General features: G+C 66.4%; 17 protein-coding genes. 10 read left to right on the top strand and 7 right to left on the bottom strand.

Annotated elements, in window-relative coordinates; genetic code table 11:
* Positions 1 to 144 precede the first annotated feature (144 nt).
* Together K7G82_RS16645 and K7G82_RS16640 are read left to right on the top strand one after the other, a co-directional pair.
* Positions 145 to 1,311 carry an NAD(P)/FAD-dependent oxidoreductase gene (locus tag K7G82_RS16645; protein WP_343228594.1) on the top strand — a complete coding sequence of 389 codons (1,167 nt, stop codon included), beginning with the start codon at positions 145 to 147 and terminating at the stop codon, positions 1,309 to 1,311.
* A 181-nt stretch (positions 1,312 to 1,492) separates the two neighbouring features.
* Entirely contained in the window at positions 1,493 to 4,324 is a 2,832-nt protein-coding gene (locus tag K7G82_RS16640; RefSeq protein ID WP_222991041.1) for a TonB-dependent receptor plug domain-containing protein, read from the top strand.
* A gap of 25 nt (positions 4,325 to 4,349) precedes the next feature.
* Here the strand turns inward: K7G82_RS16640 and K7G82_RS16635 are convergent, their stop codons facing one another.
* Positions 4,350 to 4,955 (bottom strand): TetR/AcrR family transcriptional regulator, encoded by a 606-nt coding sequence (locus K7G82_RS16635; RefSeq protein ID WP_222991040.1) that lies wholly within the window; start codon positions 4,953 to 4,955, stop codon positions 4,350 to 4,352.
* 71 nt (positions 4,956 to 5,026) lie between these two features.
* On the opposite strand from K7G82_RS16635, the gene K7G82_RS16630 reads away from it, so the two are divergent.
* Positions 5,027 to 6,013: an NAD(P)H-dependent flavin oxidoreductase gene (locus tag K7G82_RS16630; protein ID WP_222991039.1), complete on the top strand. Its 987-nt coding sequence runs from the start codon at positions 5,027 to 5,029 to the stop codon at positions 6,011 to 6,013.
* A 6-nt stretch (positions 6,014 to 6,019) separates the two neighbouring features.
* Here the strand turns inward: K7G82_RS16630 and K7G82_RS16625 are convergent, their stop codons facing one another.
* The 3 genes from K7G82_RS16625 to K7G82_RS16615 all read right to left on the bottom strand — a co-directional run bounded on the left by K7G82_RS16625 (position 6,020) and on the right by K7G82_RS16615 (position 7,541).
* Entirely contained in the window at positions 6,020 to 6,151 is a 132-nt protein-coding gene (locus K7G82_RS16625; RefSeq protein ID WP_222991038.1) for a heme exporter protein CcmD, read from the bottom strand.
* Complete coding sequence (gene ccmC / locus K7G82_RS16620; protein ID WP_222991037.1) at positions 6,148 to 6,864, bottom strand: heme ABC transporter permease CcmC; 717 nt, start codon at positions 6,862 to 6,864, stop codon at positions 6,148 to 6,150. Before ccmC ends, K7G82_RS16625 begins: the two co-directional genes overlap by 4 nt.
* Positions 6,865 to 6,950: 86 nt before the next feature.
* Positions 6,951 to 7,541 (bottom strand): TetR/AcrR family transcriptional regulator, encoded by a 591-nt coding sequence (locus tag K7G82_RS16615; protein ID WP_222991036.1) that lies wholly within the window; start codon positions 7,539 to 7,541, stop codon positions 6,951 to 6,953.
* 80 nt (positions 7,542 to 7,621) lie between these two features.
* Between K7G82_RS16615 and K7G82_RS16610 the strand changes: the two genes are divergently transcribed.
* From K7G82_RS16610 to K7G82_RS16595, 4 genes are all read left to right on the top strand, one after another.
* Complete coding sequence (locus tag K7G82_RS16610; protein WP_222991035.1) at positions 7,622 to 8,392, top strand: class II aldolase/adducin family protein; 771 nt, start codon at positions 7,622 to 7,624, stop codon at positions 8,390 to 8,392.
* Between the two features lie 37 nt (positions 8,393 to 8,429).
* Positions 8,430 to 9,470: a TauD/TfdA family dioxygenase gene (locus tag K7G82_RS16605; protein ID WP_222991034.1), complete on the top strand. Its 1,041-nt coding sequence runs from the start codon at positions 8,430 to 8,432 to the stop codon at positions 9,468 to 9,470.
* Between the two features lie 144 nt (positions 9,471 to 9,614).
* Positions 9,615 to 10,019, top strand: a complete 405-nt coding sequence (locus K7G82_RS16600; RefSeq protein WP_222991033.1) for a glycine zipper 2TM domain-containing protein — start codon at positions 9,615 to 9,617, stop codon at positions 10,017 to 10,019.
* A gap of 132 nt (positions 10,020 to 10,151) precedes the next feature.
* On the top strand, positions 10,152 to 10,682 hold the full coding sequence (locus K7G82_RS16595) for a preprotein translocase subunit YajC (RefSeq protein WP_222991032.1): 531 nt from the start codon (positions 10,152 to 10,154) through the stop codon (positions 10,680 to 10,682).
* Between the two features lie 62 nt (positions 10,683 to 10,744).
* Here K7G82_RS16595 and K7G82_RS16590 read toward each other — a convergent pair whose 3' ends face one another.
* From K7G82_RS16590 to K7G82_RS16580, 3 genes are all read right to left on the bottom strand, one after another.
* Complete coding sequence (locus tag K7G82_RS16590; RefSeq protein WP_222991031.1) at positions 10,745 to 12,556, bottom strand: DUF885 domain-containing protein; 1,812 nt, start codon at positions 12,554 to 12,556, stop codon at positions 10,745 to 10,747.
* An 82-nt stretch (positions 12,557 to 12,638) separates the two neighbouring features.
* Entirely contained in the window at positions 12,639 to 13,364 is a 726-nt protein-coding gene (locus K7G82_RS16585; protein WP_222991030.1) for a FadR/GntR family transcriptional regulator, read from the bottom strand.
* Positions 13,365 to 13,479: 115 nt separating this feature from the next.
* Positions 13,480 to 14,787, bottom strand: a complete 1,308-nt coding sequence (locus K7G82_RS16580; protein ID WP_222991029.1) for an MFS transporter — start codon at positions 14,785 to 14,787, stop codon at positions 13,480 to 13,482.
* A 181-nt stretch (positions 14,788 to 14,968) separates the two neighbouring features.
* On the opposite strand from K7G82_RS16580, the gene K7G82_RS16575 reads away from it, so the two are divergent.
* Genes K7G82_RS16575 through K7G82_RS16565 form a run of 3 tightly spaced genes read left to right on the top strand, consistent with a single transcriptional unit; the run spans position 14,969 to position 18,297 of the window.
* On the top strand, positions 14,969 to 16,009 hold the full coding sequence (locus tag K7G82_RS16575) for an acyl-CoA dehydrogenase family protein (protein WP_222991028.1): 1,041 nt from the start codon (positions 14,969 to 14,971) through the stop codon (positions 16,007 to 16,009).
* Between the two features lies 1 nt (position 16,010).
* The gene (locus tag K7G82_RS16570; RefSeq protein WP_222991027.1) at positions 16,011 to 17,144 is read left to right on the top strand and encodes an acyl-CoA dehydrogenase family protein; all 1,134 of its coding nucleotides are present in this window, start codon (positions 16,011 to 16,013) and stop codon (positions 17,142 to 17,144) included.
* A gap of 16 nt (positions 17,145 to 17,160) precedes the next feature.
* Positions 17,161 to 18,297: an acyl-CoA dehydrogenase family protein gene (locus K7G82_RS16565; RefSeq protein ID WP_222991026.1), complete on the top strand. Its 1,137-nt coding sequence runs from the start codon at positions 17,161 to 17,163 to the stop codon at positions 18,295 to 18,297.
* Positions 18,298 to 18,299 lie beyond the last annotated feature (2 nt).

Genomic DNA, 18,299 nt, shown 5'->3' with positions numbered 1-18,299 from the left:
TCGCGGCTATGCGCGATCGGGCCCCATTTCACCACCGCGCTTCGATCGTCTATTTCGAAATCGAATATTATTCGCTAGGACTCCTATGTCCGAGGCATTCGGGCGCACCGAACTGTGCGTGCCGACGAGATGATTGGTGATGCAGTGGAAGTTTCTGATTCGAATTTCGATCCCGCGATCCCGATGGCGCCAGGCGATCGCAAGCGCATTCTCGTCATCGGCGGCGGCATTGCCGGCGTCTCGCTCGCCTATGAGCTTGCCTGTTCGCATCGGGTCACCGTCGTCGAGGCGGAAGCGGTGCTGGGCTATCACGCCACCGGGCGATCTGCCGCCATGTATGTCGCCAATTACGGCAATGCCGCGATCCGCGCGCTCACCCGTGCGAGCCGGGGCTTTCTGTGCGTGCCGCCTGCCGGCTTCTGCGAGACCCCGATCCTGCGCCCGCGCGAGACGCTCTATATCGCGAACGAGGCGCAGGCGGATGCGCTCGCACGCGAGGAATATGCGGCGCTCGATCTCCTCTCCGTCGAACAGGTGCTGGCGCGGGTTCCGATGCTTCGTCCGTCGGCGGTGGTTGCCGGCGGGCTCGATCGCGACAGCGCGGAGATCGAGGTCGATCTTCTGCACCAATGCTATGCGCGCGCCGCCCGCGCGCGCGGCGCGGCGCTGTCGCTCGGTGCGCGGGTGGAGGCGGCGGCGTGGGCCGGGGCATCCTGGTCGGTGCGAACGTCGGCGGGCATTGTGGAGGCGGACATCGTCGTCAACGCGGCGGGGGCATGGGCCGACCGGATCGCCCGCCTGTTCGGCGCCGCACCGGCCGGACTGGTCCCGATGCGGCGGACCGCCGTACTGATCGACCCGCCCGCCGGGCTCGACCTCGATACGCTGCCGATGGTGATGACGGCCAAGGAAGATCTGTATTTCAAGCCCGATGCCGGACTGCTCATGGTGTCGCCGGCCGACGAAACCCCGGTCGAACCCTGCGACGTCCAGGCGGAGGAATGGGATGTCGCCGTCGCGATCGATCGCCTGCAGCAGCATTGCGACATCGATGTACGTCATGTCCGGCATCGCTGGGCCGGGCTGCGCACCTTCGCGCCCGATCGCTCGCCGGTTGTCGGCCATGACGATGCCTTGCCCGGCTTCTTCTGGTTCGCGGGCCAGGGCGGTTATGGCATCCAGATCGCGCCGGCGCTGGCCAGGCTGGGTGCGATGCTGATCGATGGTCGGGCCGGAAACGCCGATGCCGATCATGCGCTTCCGTTGATCGCCGATTTCCCGCCACGGCGATCTTCCGATTCAAGGGGCTGATTCAGAACAACAAATCCAGATCCGCCGAGCGCCGGCATCAGGTCGAAGATTATGCGTTATCGATAAAATATGCGATAACGAAAAAAATAATTCGCATAGTGAATTCTCGCTGCTATCAGGATGAAGACGGGAATCGGGGCTGCCGGCCTGTCGTCCACAGTCCAGAAAAAGGGGGGAAGTCATGCGATCGATCACCGGGTTGGCGGCGCATTGCCGGGCAACGACGTCATTGTGCGCGACGGGCGCGATCATTCTCGCCGCATTCGCCATGCCGGCCGCCGCGCAGGATGCGCCGTCGCCGCAGGATCAGGCGGCTGTTCCGGAAGACGATGCGCAGGCGCCGGAGATCACGGTCACCGGATCGCGCATCGAACGCAGCGGTTTCGTGGCGCCCACGCCGACATCGGTGGTCACCGCCGAGGAACTCGGCATGGCCGGCGTCGCGACGATCGGCGATATCGCGCTGAAGCTTCCCCAGTTCCGTTCGGGCCGCAGTTCCTATGCCACGCATACCGGCGGCAATGTCGGCGGCAATTATTTCAACCTGCGCGGCCTTAGCGGCTATCCCGGGCCCAGCCGGACACTCACCCTGGTCGACGGCCGCCGGCCGACGCCGACCGGGAACGACGAATCCTTCGACGTGAACGTTATCCCCTCCGGCATCATCGACCGGGTGGAGATCGTCACGGGCGGCGCGTCCGCCGCTTATGGGTCGGACGCGGTCGCCGGCGTGGTCAACATCCTGCTCCGCAAGGATCTGGAAGGGATCGAAGGCTCGATCCAGGGCGGGCAGACCTTCCGCTACGCCGATGCGCGCGAAATCAAGGGCACGCTCAGCTACGGCACGCGCTTCGCCGATGATCGCGGTCACCTGATGCTGTCGGGCGAATATTACGACAATAGCGGTATCGGGCAGGTCAGTTCGCGCAAATGGGCCAAGCCCAATTGGGGGCTCATCGCCAATCCCGCCTATGTGCCGGGCAACGGTCAGCCCGCCGTGCTGATGGGGCGGGATGCGCGCATGGCGAACGCCACCTATGGCGGCCTGATCGTCAACGGTGCGCTGAAGGGCACCCAGTTCCTGCCCGGCGGCCTTCCGGCGGCGTTCGATCCCGGCATCGCCAGCGTCGGTGCCGCGGGCACCTTCGGCGGCGATGGCCCCAATGTCGGCGCGACCCTGAAGCTGCTCGTGCCGACCGAGCGGATTACGCTGTTCGGGCGCGCATCCTATGATCTGAGCGACGATGTCACCGCTTGGGTCGAGGGCGGCTATGCCCGGCTCTATGGCGACGACCGTGCGACGATCCCGTCGTTCAATTTCGGCAACATCATCATCCAGCGCGACAATGCCTATCTGCCCGAATCGCTGCGCAACGCGCTGGCGGCGGCCGGCCAGACCAGCTTCGCGATGAGCCGGCTCAATTCCGATTTCGGCTTTTACGGCAACAGCGCGCTCGCCAGGCACCGTCAGGTCTCGGCGGGCCTCACCGGCAAGTTCGGCGGTAGCTGGAAATGGGATGTCAGCGCCAGCTACGGCAAATACGACCAGCGCCAGAATTATGTGAACGACACGATCACCCGCAATCTCGCGCTGGCGACCGATGCGGTGCTCGATCCGGCAAGCGGCCGCATCGTTTGCCGCTCCACGCTCACCGCCCCCGGCAATGGCTGCGTGCCGATCAACCTGTTCGGATCGGGATCGCCCTCGCAACAGGCGATCGACTATGTCACCGACGATTTCACGCATCGCCAGCGCGTGCGCCAGACCAGTGTCGCCGCCAGCATCCAGGGCGAGCCCTTCTCGCTCTGGGCCGGCCCCGTCTCGATCGCGGTTGGCGGCGAATATCGCGACGAGACTGTCTCGTTCACCGTCGCGCCGCTTACCGCGGCCTTCGGCCACGGCATCTTCAACGGGCCGTCGGCCGGGCCGGGCACGATCAGGGTCAAGGAGGCCTTCGCCGAAACCGTCGTGCCGCTGCTGCGCGACGTGCCCTTCTTCAGGCGCCTCGATCTCAACGGCGCGATCCGCGTGACCGACTATAACACCACGGGCACCGTCGCCACCTGGAAGGTAGGCGTCACCAACGAGATCACCGGCGATCTCCGGTTGCGGGCGACATTGTCGCGCGACATCCGTGCGCCCAATTTCAGCGAACTCGCCGCGACCGGCGCCGCCAGCTATTTCCCGGTCATCGATCTGAACGGGGACGCGGTGACCGTCGCCGTACCCACCAATCCCAATCCGCTGCTGAAGCCCGAAATCGCCAGGACGCTCACCGTCGGCCTGGGTTACCAGCCGTCATGGGCGGGCGATCTGCGGATCTCGGTCGATTATTACGACATCAAGATCGACGGGGCGATCACCACGCTGACCGCGCAGCAGATCATCAATGGCTGCGGCTCCGGCCAGGCCGATCTTTGCTCGCGTCTGGTGCGCGACGGCGCCGGCAAGCTGGCGCAGGTGATCAACGGCCGCTTCAACGCGCAGACGCTGAAGACCAACGGCGTCGATATCGAACTCTATTATTCGCTGCCGCTCGAACGGATCGGCGCGAACATGGGCGGCAAGCTCTCGTTCCGCGGCAGCGCCAGCTATACGGACAGCTATGAATCGCGGCTGATGGGGCAGGTCATCCAGTCGGCCGGCGTCATCTTCCCGCACTGGAACGCGACAGGCGCCGTCACCTATTCCAATGGCGGCTGGGATCTTCAGCTCTCCGGCCAATATGTCGGCAGCGTCCAGTATAACGGCACGCCGGGCAGCAGCCAGCCGATCGGTCTGGGCATCGACAAGTTTCCGGACCGCTTTTACCTCGACGCCTCGTTCCAGCATCAACTCGTCAAGCGCGACGGGCTGAACATCCAGATCTTCGGCAATATCGAAAATCTGCTCGACAAGGCGCCGCCGATCATCCCCAGCTTTGTCGGCCCGGTCAGCCCGATCGTGTCGAACTATACGCTGTACGATCCGATCGGCCGTCGTTTCACGCTGGGCGTACGCTTCAAGCTCTGAACCGGCGATTCCGCCGCGGGCCGCGCTAATCGGAAAGATACCGCGCGGTCGCGGCGGAAACGGCGCCGTCGAAGATCGCATCCGCCAGTGCCGGAGACCCGCTGAGCGCACGCAGTTCCAAGCTGATCGCGCCGTGCATCGCCGCCCACAGCACGCGCGTCGCCAAGTCGGTCTGTTGATCGTCGGGCCGATCGTTGCTGTCGCGGATCGCCTGGCGCAGCGCGGCGAAGGTGCGCCAGGCGCGGCGGCGCGCGTCTTCCGAGGGCGTGAAGCCCGCCACCGCATCGCCGAACATAACCGCATAGCGGTCGGGATGCGCCAGAGCGTAGCGGCGATAGGCATCCGCCATCGCGGCGACGCGCTGGCGGGGGGCGAGCGTATCGACGCCGCCTTCCAGCATCGCTTCTAACCCCGCGAACGCGTCGAGATACACGGCCTCCAGCAGCCCGTCCTTGCCGCCGAACAAGGTGTAGATCAGCTTGGCCGACGCATTCACGCGCTCGCCCACGCGCCGCACGGTCAGCCCGGAAAGCCCGTCCTCGTTCAGGATCGCGCGTGCCGCGTCGATCAGCGCCCGGCGTGTCGCCGCGCGCACCTGTTCGCGCGCCTGTTTCGCATCATAGTCGGCCATTGCGGTCATCCTGGAATCATGGCAACGATGATGCAAGTGGAAACAATGTTTCCAGATTCGGGAGGATGGATATGACGGAACGCGCGACGGGCACGGTGCTGGATGGGCTGGCGGATCGGCTTTCGGTGCCCGTGATCGCGGCGCCGCTTTTCATCATCTCCAATCCCGATCTCGTGATCGCGCAGTGCAAGGCGGGGATCGTCGGCTCCTTCCCGGCGCTCAACGCCCGGCCGGTCGCGTTGCTCGACGAGTGGTTGCACCGCATCACCGAGGAGCTTGCCGCCTGGGATCGCGACAATCCCGATCGCCCGTCGGCTCCCTTTGCGGTCAACCAGATCGTCCATCGTTCGAATGACCGGCTGGAGCAGGATGTCGAATTGTGCGTGAAGCATCGGGTGCCGTTGATCATCACTTCGCTCGGCGCGCGCGAGGACATCAATGCCGCGATCCACGGCTATGGCGGCGCCGTGATGCACGACATCATCAACCAGCCTTTCGCACGCAAGGCGATCGAGAAGGGGGCAGATGGGCTGATCGCGGTGGCGACGGGCGCGGGCGGCCATGCTGGCGTGCAATCGCCCTTCGCGCTGGTGCAGGAAATCCGCCGATGGTTCGACGGGCCGGTCGCGCTGTCGGGTGCGATCGCGACGGGCGGTGCTGTGCTCGCCGCGCGCGCGATGGGCGCGGACTTCGGCTATGTCGGGTCGGCCTTCATCGCGACGCGGGAGGCCAATGCGTCCGAAGCCTATAAGCAGGCGGTGGTCGATGGCATGGCGGCGGACATCGTCTATTCGAACCTCTTCACCGGCGTGCACGGCAACTATCTCCGCCCGTCCATCGTCGCGGCCGGGCTCGACCCGGACAATCTGCCCGAATCCGATCCCAGTCGCATGGATTTCGGCTCGGGCGGCGGCAGCGACAAAAAGGCCTGGCGCGACATCTGGGGCTGCGGGCAGGGGATCGGCGCGATCGATTCGGTGCCGGGGACGGGCGAACTCGTCGCGCGGCTGGCGGCGGAATATGGCGCGGCGCTGGGCAGGCTGAGCCGCGCCGCCTGATCCGGTCTAGTCGGAGCGCACGCGATCGCTGGTGGCGCTCTCCGCGCGCCGCATCGATCGCCATGCCCAGAGCATGACGCCGCCGATACCGAGAAAGGCCATGCCATATGCGGCGATGATGAAGGGCCAGTGGTTCATTCCGCCGCCATCCGCCTGAGCCGGGCCTCGGCCTGGATGCGCGCCAGATCGGCGCGCATCAGCATCAGCACGATCGCGCCGAAGATCAGCGCGAAACCCAGCGTGGTCAGCCCCAGCGGCCACAGCATCGAACTGTCGATGCTGGACCCCTTCAGCGTGATGCTCGGCCCCTGGTGGAGCGAGTTCCACCAGACGACGGAGCGGTTGATGATGGGGATGTTGACCACGCCGACCAGGCCGAAGATCGCCGCGCTTTTGCCCACCTGGCCGCGATCCATCGTCGCGTTCGCCAGCGCGATATAGCCGAAATAGAGGAACAGCAGCACGAGCATCGAGGTCATCCGCCCGTCCCATTGCCAATAGGTTCCCCAGGTCGGCCGCCCCCAGACCGATCCGGCCCCCAGGCAGATCGCGGTGAACAGCGCGCCGGGCACCGCGATCGCGCGCGCCGCGAGCCCGGCGAGCGGATGCCGCCAGACGAGTTGCGCGAGGCAGGCGATCGCCAGCGCGCTCCATCCGCCCATGCCCAGCCAGGCGGCGGGCACATGGACATAGAGGATGCGGACGCTGTCCCCCTGCAGATAGTCCTTCGGCGTATAGAAGAGCCCGGCCGTCATGCCAGCGATGGAGAGGATCAGTCCGCTCCAGACCAGCCAGGGCGTAAGCGGCTTGGCGATCGACAGGAAGCGGCGCGGATTGGCATAGCCATGCATGAGTGTCTGATCGCCTCCCCCGAACCCCGCAAACCTCTGGCGCGGGAAAGCGCGACTGGCAAGGCCGGAGTCGACATGCTTCGTCCTCAGCTCTCCAGCAGCCGTTCCAGCGCTTCGCGATACACGCTCGCATCCACGCGCGTAGCGTCGCTCAGCGCTTCCAGCGTCAGGCCGTTGCCGATCGCGAAGAACAGTGTCGCCGCGCGCTCCAGCCGCGCTTCGTCCGCCTGGCCATGGTCGACGATCGGGCGCAGCAAGGCGATCACTTCCTGCCGCAGCCGCCCGCGCACCGCCGCCAGCGCCGCCGCCGTCGCGGGCCGGCGCGAGGCGTGGAGCGCGAATTCGGCGAAGGCGGCGGACCAGGCCGCATCCTCGATCGCGCTTCGCGCCAGGAACTCGGCCATGCGATCGAGCGTGCGGGCTTCATCCGCGTCTCCACCCCCGTCCCCGTCGTCCGTCGCCGCGCGATAGCGCGCGATGGTGTGGCCGACATGCGTTTCCAGCACCGCCAGGAACAGTTCGTCCTTGCCTGCGAAGTTCGAATAGACCGCGCCCTTGGTCAGTTTCGCGGCGCGGGCGATGTCTTCCAGCGACGCGGCCTGAAATCCGCGGGCGCGGAACAGCGCCTCCGCCGCGTCCAGAACGGCTTCCCTCACCTGTTTTCGCGGCGTCCTCATCCTGCCTCCCAATTTCGATACCGACGGTATTGACTCTGCGTATCGCGCATGAGCATAGAGGGGAAGAGGAGAGGTCGCCCATGAAAATTGCGACGATCAGCCAGGCGCGCCGCCTGGAAATGAGCCCCGCCGAAGCCCGGCTGCGGGAGGATCTGGCGGCCGCCTATCGGCTGGTCGCGCTCTATGGGTGGGACGATCTTCTGTTCACCCATTTGTCGGTGCGCATTCCCGGGCCGGATCACCATTTCCTGCTCAACCCCTTCGGCCTGATGTTCGAGGAGGTGACGGCGTCGTCGCTGGTCAAGGTCGATCTCGACGGCAATGTGATCGAGCCGGCGGAAGCGCGGATCAATCCGGCGGGCTTCACCATCCATTCGGCGGTGCATGCCGCGCGCGCCGATGCGCAATGCGTGATGCATCTCCACACCGTCGCCGGCGTCGGCGTGTCGTGCCAGGAACAGGGGCTGCTGCCCATGCACCAGGAAGCGATGCTGCTCCAGGCGCAGCTCGCCTATCACGATTATGAGGGGATCGCGTTCGACCATGACGAGCGCCCCCGCCTCGTCGCCGATCTGGGCGACGCCATCTACATGATCCTGCGCAACCATGGCACTCTGGTGGTCGGCCGCTCGGTCGCGGAGGCCTTTGCGCGCATGTATCATCTCGAACGCGCCTGCCAGATGCAGGTGGCGGCGACGGCTGGCGGCGCGGCGCTCCGCTGGCCGGGCGAAAACGTGCAGGCCGTGACGCGGCGGCAGGGTGCCGACCAGCATCAATGGGTGGCGGACGATTATATCTGGCCCGCCCTGTTGCGCCGGCTCGATCGGCAGGGATCCGATTTCAGGGACTAGGAACGGTATCGCCGGCGCGGCCGGCATGGAGAGGATGATGGCGACTTCCGCGCGAACCACGCATTTCGAACCCCGCCTGCCGGCGGACGTGACCTGCTGGCCCTATGACGATCATGGCCTGCCGCTGATGGTGGAGCCGGTATCCGCCGCGCTGCGCAGCGATCCGCGCGCGGTGCAGGCCTGGTATGGGGAGCATCGCCCGGCGATCGAGAGGCTGGCGAACGAACATGGCTGCGTGATGCTGCGCGGTTTCGCCATTCCCACCACCGCCGATTTCAACGCGCTCGTCGCCGATTACCAGACCGATCCGCACGGCTATGCCGGTGGGCTCACCCCGCGCAAGAACATATCGGGCAAGGTGTTCGAGGCGTCGCGCGTACCCGCCGACCAGAAGATCATCCTGCATCAGGAAATGGGCTATCTGCCGGCCTATCCGCGCATGGTCGCCTTTTACTGCCTTGTGCCGCCCGAAACGCGCGGCGCCACGACATTGGGCGACATGCGCCGCTTCCAGGCGGCGATTCCCGATGCGCTGATGGCTTCGGTGCGGGAACGCGGCGTGCTCTATCGCCGCAACTATCGCGCGCCTGGCCCGGTGGAGGATCCGCTGGTCGCGCTGTTCCGCCGCGAATGGACCGATGTGCTTCAGGTCGAGACGCGCGAGCAGGCGGAGGAGGCCTGCCGCCAGGTCGGCTGCACCGCGGTGTGGGAGGATGATGGCTCGCTCTCCATGCACTATCGTTCCAGCGGCTTCGTCGCGCATCCGGCCACGGGCGAGGAAACCTGGTTCGCGCAGGTCCATGGCATGCATTTCAACCGGGCGCGGCTGGAGGCGAACTACGATCGCCTCGCCGCCGTTTTCCGCAGCGGCCGCCCGCGTCCGATCGAGATCCTCTACGGCGACGGCGGCGATATTCCCGATGCGCTGGTCGAGCCGCTCTACGCCATTCTCGACGATCTGGCGGTCAACATCCCCTATCAGAGCGGCGATTTCATGCTGGTCGACAATATCTACTGCGCGCATGGGCGCGAGCCGTTCACCGGCCATCGCGACGTACAGGTGGCCTTGGTGTTCTGATCGCGCCAAGCGGTTCAGCATTCCGCGAATGGGCTCGATATCGCGAGCCGGGCAGTGTCCGCACTGGGCGGCAAGCGATGAACCGAGCAACCAAATCATGCGCCCGGGCATTGAACGGATATCGGATCAAGCTTGGAGAGAGAGATGCGCGCCGCTACCCTCGGCCTTGTCGCCACAACGATATTGCTTTCGGGCTGCATGGGCAGCGATGGCGGCTATGGCGCCGGCCCGGGTTATCGCAACTATGACTATAATCGCCCCGATCCGGCTTATGGCGGATATGATGCCGATCGTTATTACCGTGATGACCGCCGCTATCGCGAGCGGCGGCTGAGCAACAGCGAGCGCGTCTATCGCGGACGCGATGGTCGTTATTATTGTCGCCGCTCGGATGGCACGACCGGTCTCATTGTGGGTGGCATCGCCGGCGGCGTTCTGGGCAATATCATCGCTCCCGGCGGATCCGAAACGCTCGGCACCCTGTTGGGGGCTGCCGGTGGGGCGATCGCTGGGCGTGCCATCGACAAGGACGGCGCGCGCTGCCGCTGATGGTCTGATCCAGACCATTGCCACTGTCCCGCGGATCGGGCTCTGACAAAGGCATAGGCTTTTGGCGGACATGATCCACCAGGCGGGCGTCGTCGGGCCCGGTCCGGGCATGGACGATCTGGTTACGATTGCTTGGAAAGGAAAATGATGCGAATTCGAAGCCCGTTTCTCGTTGCCTGCCTCCTGTCGATTGCCGGGGTTTCCGCGCCGCTCGCCGCGCAGCCGGCTGAATCCGGCACTTCGATCACCGCCGGCATGAAGGTGGAGGACCCCCAGGGCGGGGAAGTGGGAACCGTTTCCGCTGTCGCCGGCGATATCGTGACGGTCAAGACCGACAAGCATGACGTGCAACTGCCGAGCAATTCCTTCACCGTTGGGGCGGGCAAACTCGTCATGGGTATGACCCAGGTTGAGCTCAACGCAGCGGTCGATCGCGCGCAGGCCGAGGCGCAGGCCAAGCTTGCCGTTGGTGCCACGGTGACGGGATCGAAGGGTACGTCAGTGGGCACGATCGACGCCATCGACGATCAATATGTGACGCTGAAGCTCCTGTCGGGCAAGTTGATCAAGATCCAGCGGAGCAGCGTAGGCGCTGGGCCGCAAGGTGGCATCATCGGCCTGACGGCCGAAGAGCTCGAAGCGCAGGTCGCGGGATCGCGCTGATATTCCGAGCGCATCGTGCGGAAACGCGGCACCGCTTTCCGCACGATGCGCTTTGACCATCTTTATTTTCGTGCGCCCGCGATATAGCGGTCCACCTGCTCCTCCAGCACGTCCAGCGGCAGCGAACCCTGGCTCAGCACCGCTTCGTGGAAGTCGCGGATGTCGAAGCGCGGCCCCAGCGCCTTTTCCGCGCGCGTGCGCAATTCGGCGATCTTGAGCTGGCCGACCATGTAGCTGGTCGCCTGGCCCGGCCAGTTGAAATAGCGATCGACCTCGCGCGCGATATCGGTGTCCGATATCGAGCTGTTGGATTTGAAATAGGCGATCGACTGTTCGCGCGTCCAGCGTTTGGAGTGGATGCCCGTATCCAGCACCAGCCGGATCGCGCGCCACACCTGGAGCGACAACATGCCGAGCCGCGAATAGTGATCCTTATAGGCGCCCATCTCGCCCGCCAGCCGCTCCGTATACAGGCCCCAGCCCTCGGCATAGGCGCCATAGCCGCCGAACTTGCGGAACTTGGGGATGCCGGCCAGTTCCTGTTGCCGGGCGATCTGGAAATGATGGCCCGGCGCGCCTTCATGCACCGCGATCCCGGTCACCTGCACCTTCTGCGTCTGGTTCATGTCGACCAGGTTCACGTAATAGATGCCGGGCCGCGTGCCGTCCGCCGAAGGCGCGTTGTAGAAGGCGGTGGGGGCCGTGCCCTCGCGCCATTTCTCCACCGCGCGCACTTCCAGCGCGGCCTTGGGCAAGGTGCGGAAATAGCGTGGCGCCGCCGCCATCATCGCCGCGATCACGCCGCGCGCGTCGCTCAGATAGGTTTCGCGGCCGGCCTCGGTGTTCGGATATTTGAACTGGGGATCGGTGCGGATATGATCGAAGAACTGTTCCAGCGTGCCCTGGAACCCGACTTCCGGTTTGATCGCCTCCATCTCCTGCCGGATCGCGGCGACTTGTTTCAGGCCCAGTTGATGGATCTGGTCCGCGGTCAGCGCGGTGGTGGTGGATGCCTTCAGCCGGTCCGCATAATAGGCGTCGCCATTGGGCAGGCTCCACGCGCCGAAATTGCCCCTGGACTTGGGCTCGATCTCGTCGATCGCCGCGATCAGCATTTGATAGCCGTTGCGGAACGGGCCGGTCAGCGCGGCGCGGGCGTCGTTCAGCAGCGCTTCCTTGTCCGCCGCCGGCGCGTTCAGCGCAGCCACCTTCTTGCTGAAATCCGCCATCAGCGTCGAATCCGCGCCGCCGTCGAAGGGGGCGCCGGTGATCACCTTCAGCGCATCGGCGCGCGCCGGCGCGAAATTGACCTTGTTGGGCACGATGCCCGCCGCCGCCTGTTCGCGCATCAACGCGGCGGTTTCGCGCATCACGCGTTCGGTGTCACGCAGGCGCGCGATATAGGCGCGGGCGTCGGCGACGCTGTCGATCTTGTGATTGTTGATCAGCAGCACCGGGATATCGCCTGCCGGGCTGCCATTGGTGGACACGGGAAAGGCCAGCTTGCGGAACTGGAAGGCCTCGCGGCCGCGCTTCACCTCATATTCGAACAGGCGATAGCTGACGCGCGCGCTTTCCCCCAGTCGATCGGGCCGGAAGCGGGCCTGCATCTCCTTCAGCTGCGTCTCGGCCAGATCGCGCGAGCGCACCGCCGCGGCGTCGGTATAATCGTCCAGCCGGTCGTAATTGGTCTTGAAGCCCAGCCGCGTCTGGCTCTCCGGGCTCAGATTGGTCTGTTCGTCGAACGCTTGGTCCAGGAACTGGAGCAGCGCCTGATCCTGCGCGCCGGCCTGCGCAACCGGGGCGGGGGCGGGGGCGCCGGCCTGCATGAGCGGGGCGAGGGGCAGCAAGAGCAGGGCAAGGGCTTTACGCATGGGACTCTCCTAATCGATGGCGCGCTTGTTGCCGCGCCATCGCGTCGCGCGCAAGCCGGCTCCCGCGATCGGAGTCCGAACCCTAATAGAGCGCCAGCTTCGATCCTTCGCCCAATTGACCCAGGATGATCTTGCGCGCGCCCTGCATATGGTAGCGCCACAAGGTTTCGGCGGCCGGCCCGTCCCTGCTTTCGATCAGGTCGGCCAGGCGCTGGTGGTTGAGCAATGTTTCCCGGTTGAGCTGCGCCTGATCGGGCCGCGCGCTCGCGATGAACTGGTTGAGGTGCTTGAGATAAAGCTCGTCGAGCATGCCCGCGACCAGGATCAGCACCGAATTGCCGCTGCGCCCGATCATCAGCCGGTGGAATTCGGCGGCGGCGGCGGCGAAGGCGCGGACATCGTCGATCGCCGCGCGTTCGAGGTCGATATGCGCGCGGATCGCGGCCATATCCTCGTCAGTGCGGATCTGCGCGAGCTGGTGGATCAGCGGCGGTTCGATGATCACGCGCGCGTCGAACATGTCCTTCAGCGTCGCGCCACGGATCTGCAGCAGCAGCCCCATCGAATGCGCGGCGGTGTCCTCGCGCGGCAGGCGGATGCGCGCACCGCCATGCGCGCCGCGCCGCACTTCGATCAGCCCCTCATTCTCCAGGATGCGCAGCGCCTCGCGCAGGGACGCGCGCGACACGCCGAACTCGACGATCAGGTCGGCCTCCGGCGGCAGGGCGTCGCCTTCCAGCAATTCGCCCATCGCGATCCGCTGGCGCAGCGACGCCGCGATCAGTTCGGCGGCCTTGGGTACCCGCACGGTGCGCGACGCCGGGGCTGATGGAATGCGGGTCAGGACCTGTGCTCCCTGTCTGGACGGAGAAACCGAAACGCGCCCCGCCGCGCTGCCCGACGAAGCCGGTGAGGCCGCCTTATCATAGCGTATCTCCCGCGCGCGCCAAGCCGACCAGTCCGCGGCGGCACCACAGCGCCAATCCGGCGGCGAGCGGCCCGGTCAGCAGCGCGATCGCGACATAGCCGGGCTTCAGTTCGCCATCGGCGGCGCCGATCCATTCGCCGGCCAGCGGCACCAATGTCGGGCCCACGCCAAGCGCGATCAGCCCGGTGAGCAACAGGCACAGCGCCATCAGTTCGCCGCGCATCGAGGACGGAGCGAAGGCCTGGATCGCGACCATCAGCAGCACGCCCGTGCCCATCAGCATGAACATCGCCCCGCCATAGAGGATCTGGAACGCCAGCGCGCCGGGCGCGAAGGCGCAGGCCGCGATCAGCGCCGCGCCGCCGCCCACCCCGATCGCCAGCGTCAGCGGCAGCGCGTCGGCGCGCCCGCCGCGCGCCCAGCGGTCCGCGAAGATCGGCCACAGCATCATGCCGCCGACGCCGCAGACCATGGTGATCAGCCCCACGCGCACGCCCGCCGCGCCGATCGTCCATCCATAATCGCGCACCAGCAATGTCGGCGCCCAGGTGCCGGCGCCATGCACCATGGTCTGGCCGATCGATCCGGCGAAGAACAGGATGATCAGCGGCCGCCACATCGGCGCGGCCCAGGCGAGCGCGCGCGATGGCGGCGCTTCCGCCGCCGCCGCCGGCCGGGCGGGCTCGCGCACCGTGAACAGGAGCAGCAGCCCGAGCGCGACGGCGGGCAGCGAGACCAGGATGAAGGTGAACTGCCATGGCTTCACCGCGCCGATCAGCGGCACCGCGACGGATTCGGCCTGCCCGATCGCGCCCACCATCAGCCCGCCCAATATATAACCGCCCGTCGCGCCCAGCGCGCCCAGCGACATATAGAGCGATGTCGCAGCGCCGCGCCTTGCGGGTGGAAACAGATCGCCGATCATCGAGATCGCGCTGGGGCTGAGCGCCGCTTCGCCCACCGCCACGCCGATGCGCAGCAGGCACAGCATCCAGAACGACGTCGCGAAGCCCGATCCGAAGGTGCATGCCGCCCACACCACCGTGCTCGCCAGGATCAGCCGGTGCCGGTTGATGCGATCCGCCAGCCGGCCGATCGGCAGCCCGACCAGTGCGTAGAACAGCGCGAAGGTGAAGCCGATCAGCAGGCTGATCTGGGTGTCGCTGATCGCGAATTCGGCGCGCAGCGGCTGGATCAGCAGCGCCAGGATCACCCGGTCCACGAAGGCGACGATGTAGAGCATTCCCATCAGCACCACGGCGTACCAGGCGCCGGCCGTGCCCCGTTGCGATCCGCTCTCCATCCTCTTTCCTCCCCGCCGTTTTCTGTTCGGCGATTAATAGTGTAATATTTAAACCGAAGGCTGCAAGCGATACCTTCGCCGCCGGCGGGCGCGCGTGATCGCGCAGCGAAAAATTTCGCGTGACAGCAGGATTTCTTTCCATATAGTGTAATAAATAGACCATAAGAGGAGAGCCGATCCGATGCGCGCAGTGCCGACGCCCGATCAGGAAATGCTGCGCGAGACGATGGCCCGCTTCGCCGCGACGCTCGCGGTCAACAGTCCCGCCGAACTGGCCAAGATCGATCGCGACGCCGCGTGGCGCGATCTGGCCGGGCTCGGGGTGCTGGGCATGCGCGCGCGCGATGGCGGTGTGCCCGCGGCATCGGCTTATGAAGTGACGCTGGCGATCGAACCGTTGGCCGGCGCGCTCGCGCCGCTGCCGCTCACCGGCGCGTTGCTCGCCTATGAGCTGCTGGCGCTGGCCGGCGCGGATGCGGCGCTGCTCGCCGATCTTGCCGAGGGGCGCCGCCGTATCGGCCTGTTGCTTGCGCCCGATCTTGCCGGCCTCGCCGATGCCGATGCGCCGGGCGCGGTGATATTCGACGGCGAAGGCGCCGATAGCGTGCTTGCGCTCGCCCCGGGAAATGGTGGAGCGCAGCCCGTGATCCTCGCCGTCGAGGGGGCGGCGGCGATGGAGGGGGCGGATCTCACGCGTCCGCTGGCCGTATGGCGGCCGGGCGCGGGCGCCAAGCTCGTCGGTGCGCCGCTTGCCGCCGATGCGTTCGCGCGCTGGGCCGCCTTCGCCGTCGCCCTTGCCTGTGCCGATCTGGTGGGCGTGCTGCGCGACGGGCTCGCCCATGCGGTCGACTATGCGAAGACGCGCATTCAATATGACGTGCCGATCGGCTCGTTCCAGGCGGTTCAGCACATGTGCGCGGACATGCTGGTCCGCATCGAGGGGGCGGCGAGCGCGACGCGCTATGCCGCCTGGGCGGTCGATGCCCTGCCCGCGGCGGACGCGCTGGCCGCCGCGCATGTCGCCAAATCCTGGTGCGCGCCGGCGGGCGAGGCCGCCGGCGAGATGCTGATGCAGGTCTATGGCGGGATCGGCCAGACCTGGGAACATGTCGCGCATCTGCGCGCGCGCCGCGTCATGCTCGATCGCCTGCTCTTCGGCGATGAGACGCATCACCTGAACGCCATCGCCGACAATCGCGACGCCGTCCGGAAGGCCGCCTGACATGGACTATCTCGAAAATGCCGAGGAAGCCGCCTTCCGCATGGGCGTGCGCGCCTGGCTCGCCGAAAACGCGCCGAAGGACTGGCGCGCGCGCTATCCGACCGAGGACGATCTGGCGCGGCTCCATCGCGAATGGCAGCGCACGCTTTACGACGGCGGCTATGTTGGTCTGTCCTGGCCCGTCGATTATGGCGGGCGCGGGCTCAGCGCCACCTATGAGGCGATCCTGAACGACGAGCTGGGCAAGGCCGATACGCCGCGCATCTCGTTCCACAATTATCTCGGCCGCGCGATCTTCACCTATGGCACGGAGGCGCAGAAGCAGCGCTTTCTGCCGCCCATGCTGCGCGGCGAGATCCAGTGGTGCCAGGGCTTCAGCGAACCCGGCGCGGGATCGGACCTGGCGTCGCTGCGCACCTCCGCCGTGCTCGACGGCGATCACTATGTCGTCAACGGGCAGAAGATGTGGACCTCCGGCGCGCAGCATGCCGACTGGTGCATCCTGCTGGTGCGCACCGATCGCGATGCGCCCAAGCACAAGGGCATCACCTGCCTGCTCGCGCCGGTGAACCAGCCGGGCATCACCGTGCGGCCCATCCATATCTCCGACGGTTCGCCCGAGACGTGCGAGATGTTCTTCGACGATGTCCGCGTGCCCGTCACGCAGCGCATCGGCGATCCCGGCGCGGGCTGGCGCATCGCGATGACCGTGCTGGCCTTCGAACGCGGCCCCGCCGATGTCGGCCTGATCGCGACCTTCCAGACCGCGCTCGCCAAGCTGGAGACCTATGCCGAGGAACGCGCGATCGATCGCGATCCCCAGATACGCCAGGCGATCGCGCGCACCTATGTGATCGGCGAAGTGCTGCGGCTGAATGTCGTCGAGCAGCTTTCGCTGCGCAATGCCGGCCGCCCGCCCGGCCCCGACGGATCGGTTGCGCGGCTGTTGCTCACCCAGGCCGAGCAGGCGCTGCGCAGCCTGGAATTCCGCCTGCGCGCCGCCGATGCGGTCAGCGGTCGCGCGCCCGACGTGCTCGCCAATTATCTGCGCTCGCGCACGATCAGCATCTTCGGCGGCACGTCCGAGATCCAGAAGAACATCCTCGCCGGCCAGGTGCTGGGGCTGCCGCGATGATCGGGGGAGGAATCCGATGAACTTCGACTGGTCGGCGGAGGACGCCGCCTTCCGCGCCGAACTCAAGGGCTTTCTCGATGCCGAGCTGCCCGCCGATTTCGACGCGTTCACGCTCGATCCGCATGATCAGAAGGCCTTTTCCAAGGCGTTCGGCGCCAAGCTGGCGGACAAGGGCTGGCTCGTTCCCGCCTGGCCGCGCGCCTATGGCGGGCTCGATCAGTCGCCCTGGCAGCAACTGATCCTCAGCGAGGAGATGGTTGCGCATGGCGAGCCGCGCACCGCCCAATATATGTGCGTCAACTGGGTGGGGCCGGCGCTGATCCTGGCGGGCAGCGACGAGCAGAAGGCCTATCATCTCGATCGCATCCGGCGTGGGGACGTCACCTGGTGTCAGGGCTTTTCGGAGCCCGATGCCGGCTCGGATCTCGCCTCGTTGCGTACCCGCGCGGTGCGCGACGGCGACGACTATGTGATCAATGGCGAGAAGATCTGGACATCCTATGCCGATGTCGCGGATTTCTGCTTCCTGCTCGCGCGCACCGACAGCGATGCGCCGCGCCATCAGGGCATCTCGATCTTTCTTGTGCCCACCGATGCGCCGGGGCTGACGATCACCGAAATCCCCTCGATCTTCTCCGAAGGCGCGTTCAACCAGTGCGTGTTCGAGAATGTCCGCGTGCCGGCAAGCTGGCGGCTCGGCCCGGAAAATGCCGGTTGGCCGATCATCCGCCAGTTGCTGGTCAACGAACGCATCGGCGTCGCGCGCTTCCGCCGCGCCGGGCAGACGCTGGACCGGCTTGCGCAGATGGCGGTGGAACAGGATCTGATCGACGATCCGCTGGTCACCGATGCGCTGGCGAAGGCGCAGGCCGCCTGCGACGCCGCGCGCGTGCTGATTTACCGTGTCGTCGATGAAAAGGCGAAGGGCAGCGCGCCCGATCTCAATGCCTATGTCTATCGCGTCGCCACCACCCGCGCCGAGCGCGCCGTCTACGACGCATGCATGGCGGTGGAGGGGGCGGGCGGCCTGATCAAGGGCAGCTTCGGCGCGCTCCAGTTCGGCCATGCGCTGGCCACCGGCATCGCCACCGGCACCACCGAAATGCAGCTCAACCTGATCGCCCGCGACGTCGTGGGCACGGCGAGGAACTGACG

This window comes from Sphingomonas colocasiae (assembly GCF_019880585.1).
Classification (GTDB): domain Bacteria; phylum Pseudomonadota; class Alphaproteobacteria; order Sphingomonadales; family Sphingomonadaceae; genus Sphingobium_A; species Sphingobium_A colocasiae.
Note: the sequence above shows the minus strand (reverse complement) of the source record. Positions and strands in the feature narration are given on the sequence as shown.

What these genes read in the sequence shown, in the direction of transcription:
- K7G82_RS16640 (WP_222991041.1), top strand. Translation starts at nt 1,493, where the DNA reads ATGCGATCGATCACCGGGTTGGCGGCGCATTGCCGGGCAACGACGTCA.
- K7G82_RS16635 (WP_222991040.1), bottom strand. Translation starts at nt 4,955, where the DNA reads ATGGCCGACTATGATGCGAAACAGGCGCGCGAACAGGTGCGCGCGGCG.
- K7G82_RS16630 (WP_222991039.1), top strand. Translation starts at nt 5,027, where the DNA reads ATGACGGAACGCGCGACGGGCACGGTGCTGGATGGGCTGGCGGATCGG.
- K7G82_RS16625 (WP_222991038.1), bottom strand. Translation starts at nt 6,151, where the DNA reads ATGAACCACTGGCCCTTCATCATCGCCGCATATGGCATGGCCTTTCTC.
- ccmC (WP_222991037.1), bottom strand. Translation starts at nt 6,864, where the DNA reads ATGCATGGCTATGCCAATCCGCGCCGCTTCCTGTCGATCGCCAAGCCG.
- K7G82_RS16615 (WP_222991036.1), bottom strand. Translation starts at nt 7,541, where the DNA reads ATGAGGACGCCGCGAAAACAGGTGAGGGAAGCCGTTCTGGACGCGGCG.
- K7G82_RS16610 (WP_222991035.1), top strand. Translation starts at nt 7,622, where the DNA reads ATGAAAATTGCGACGATCAGCCAGGCGCGCCGCCTGGAAATGAGCCCC.
- K7G82_RS16605 (WP_222991034.1), top strand. Translation starts at nt 8,430, where the DNA reads ATGGCGACTTCCGCGCGAACCACGCATTTCGAACCCCGCCTGCCGGCG.
- K7G82_RS16600 (WP_222991033.1), top strand. Translation starts at nt 9,615, where the DNA reads ATGCGCGCCGCTACCCTCGGCCTTGTCGCCACAACGATATTGCTTTCG.
- K7G82_RS16590 (WP_222991031.1), bottom strand. Translation starts at nt 12,556, where the DNA reads ATGCGTAAAGCCCTTGCCCTGCTCTTGCTGCCCCTCGCCCCGCTCATG.
- K7G82_RS16580 (WP_222991029.1), bottom strand. Translation starts at nt 14,787, where the DNA reads ATGGAGAGCGGATCGCAACGGGGCACGGCCGGCGCCTGGTACGCCGTG.
- K7G82_RS16575 (WP_222991028.1), top strand. Translation starts at nt 14,969, where the DNA reads ATGCGCGCAGTGCCGACGCCCGATCAGGAAATGCTGCGCGAGACGATG.
- K7G82_RS16570 (WP_222991027.1), top strand. Translation starts at nt 16,011, where the DNA reads ATGGACTATCTCGAAAATGCCGAGGAAGCCGCCTTCCGCATGGGCGTG.
- K7G82_RS16565 (WP_222991026.1), top strand. Translation starts at nt 17,161, where the DNA reads ATGAACTTCGACTGGTCGGCGGAGGACGCCGCCTTCCGCGCCGAACTC.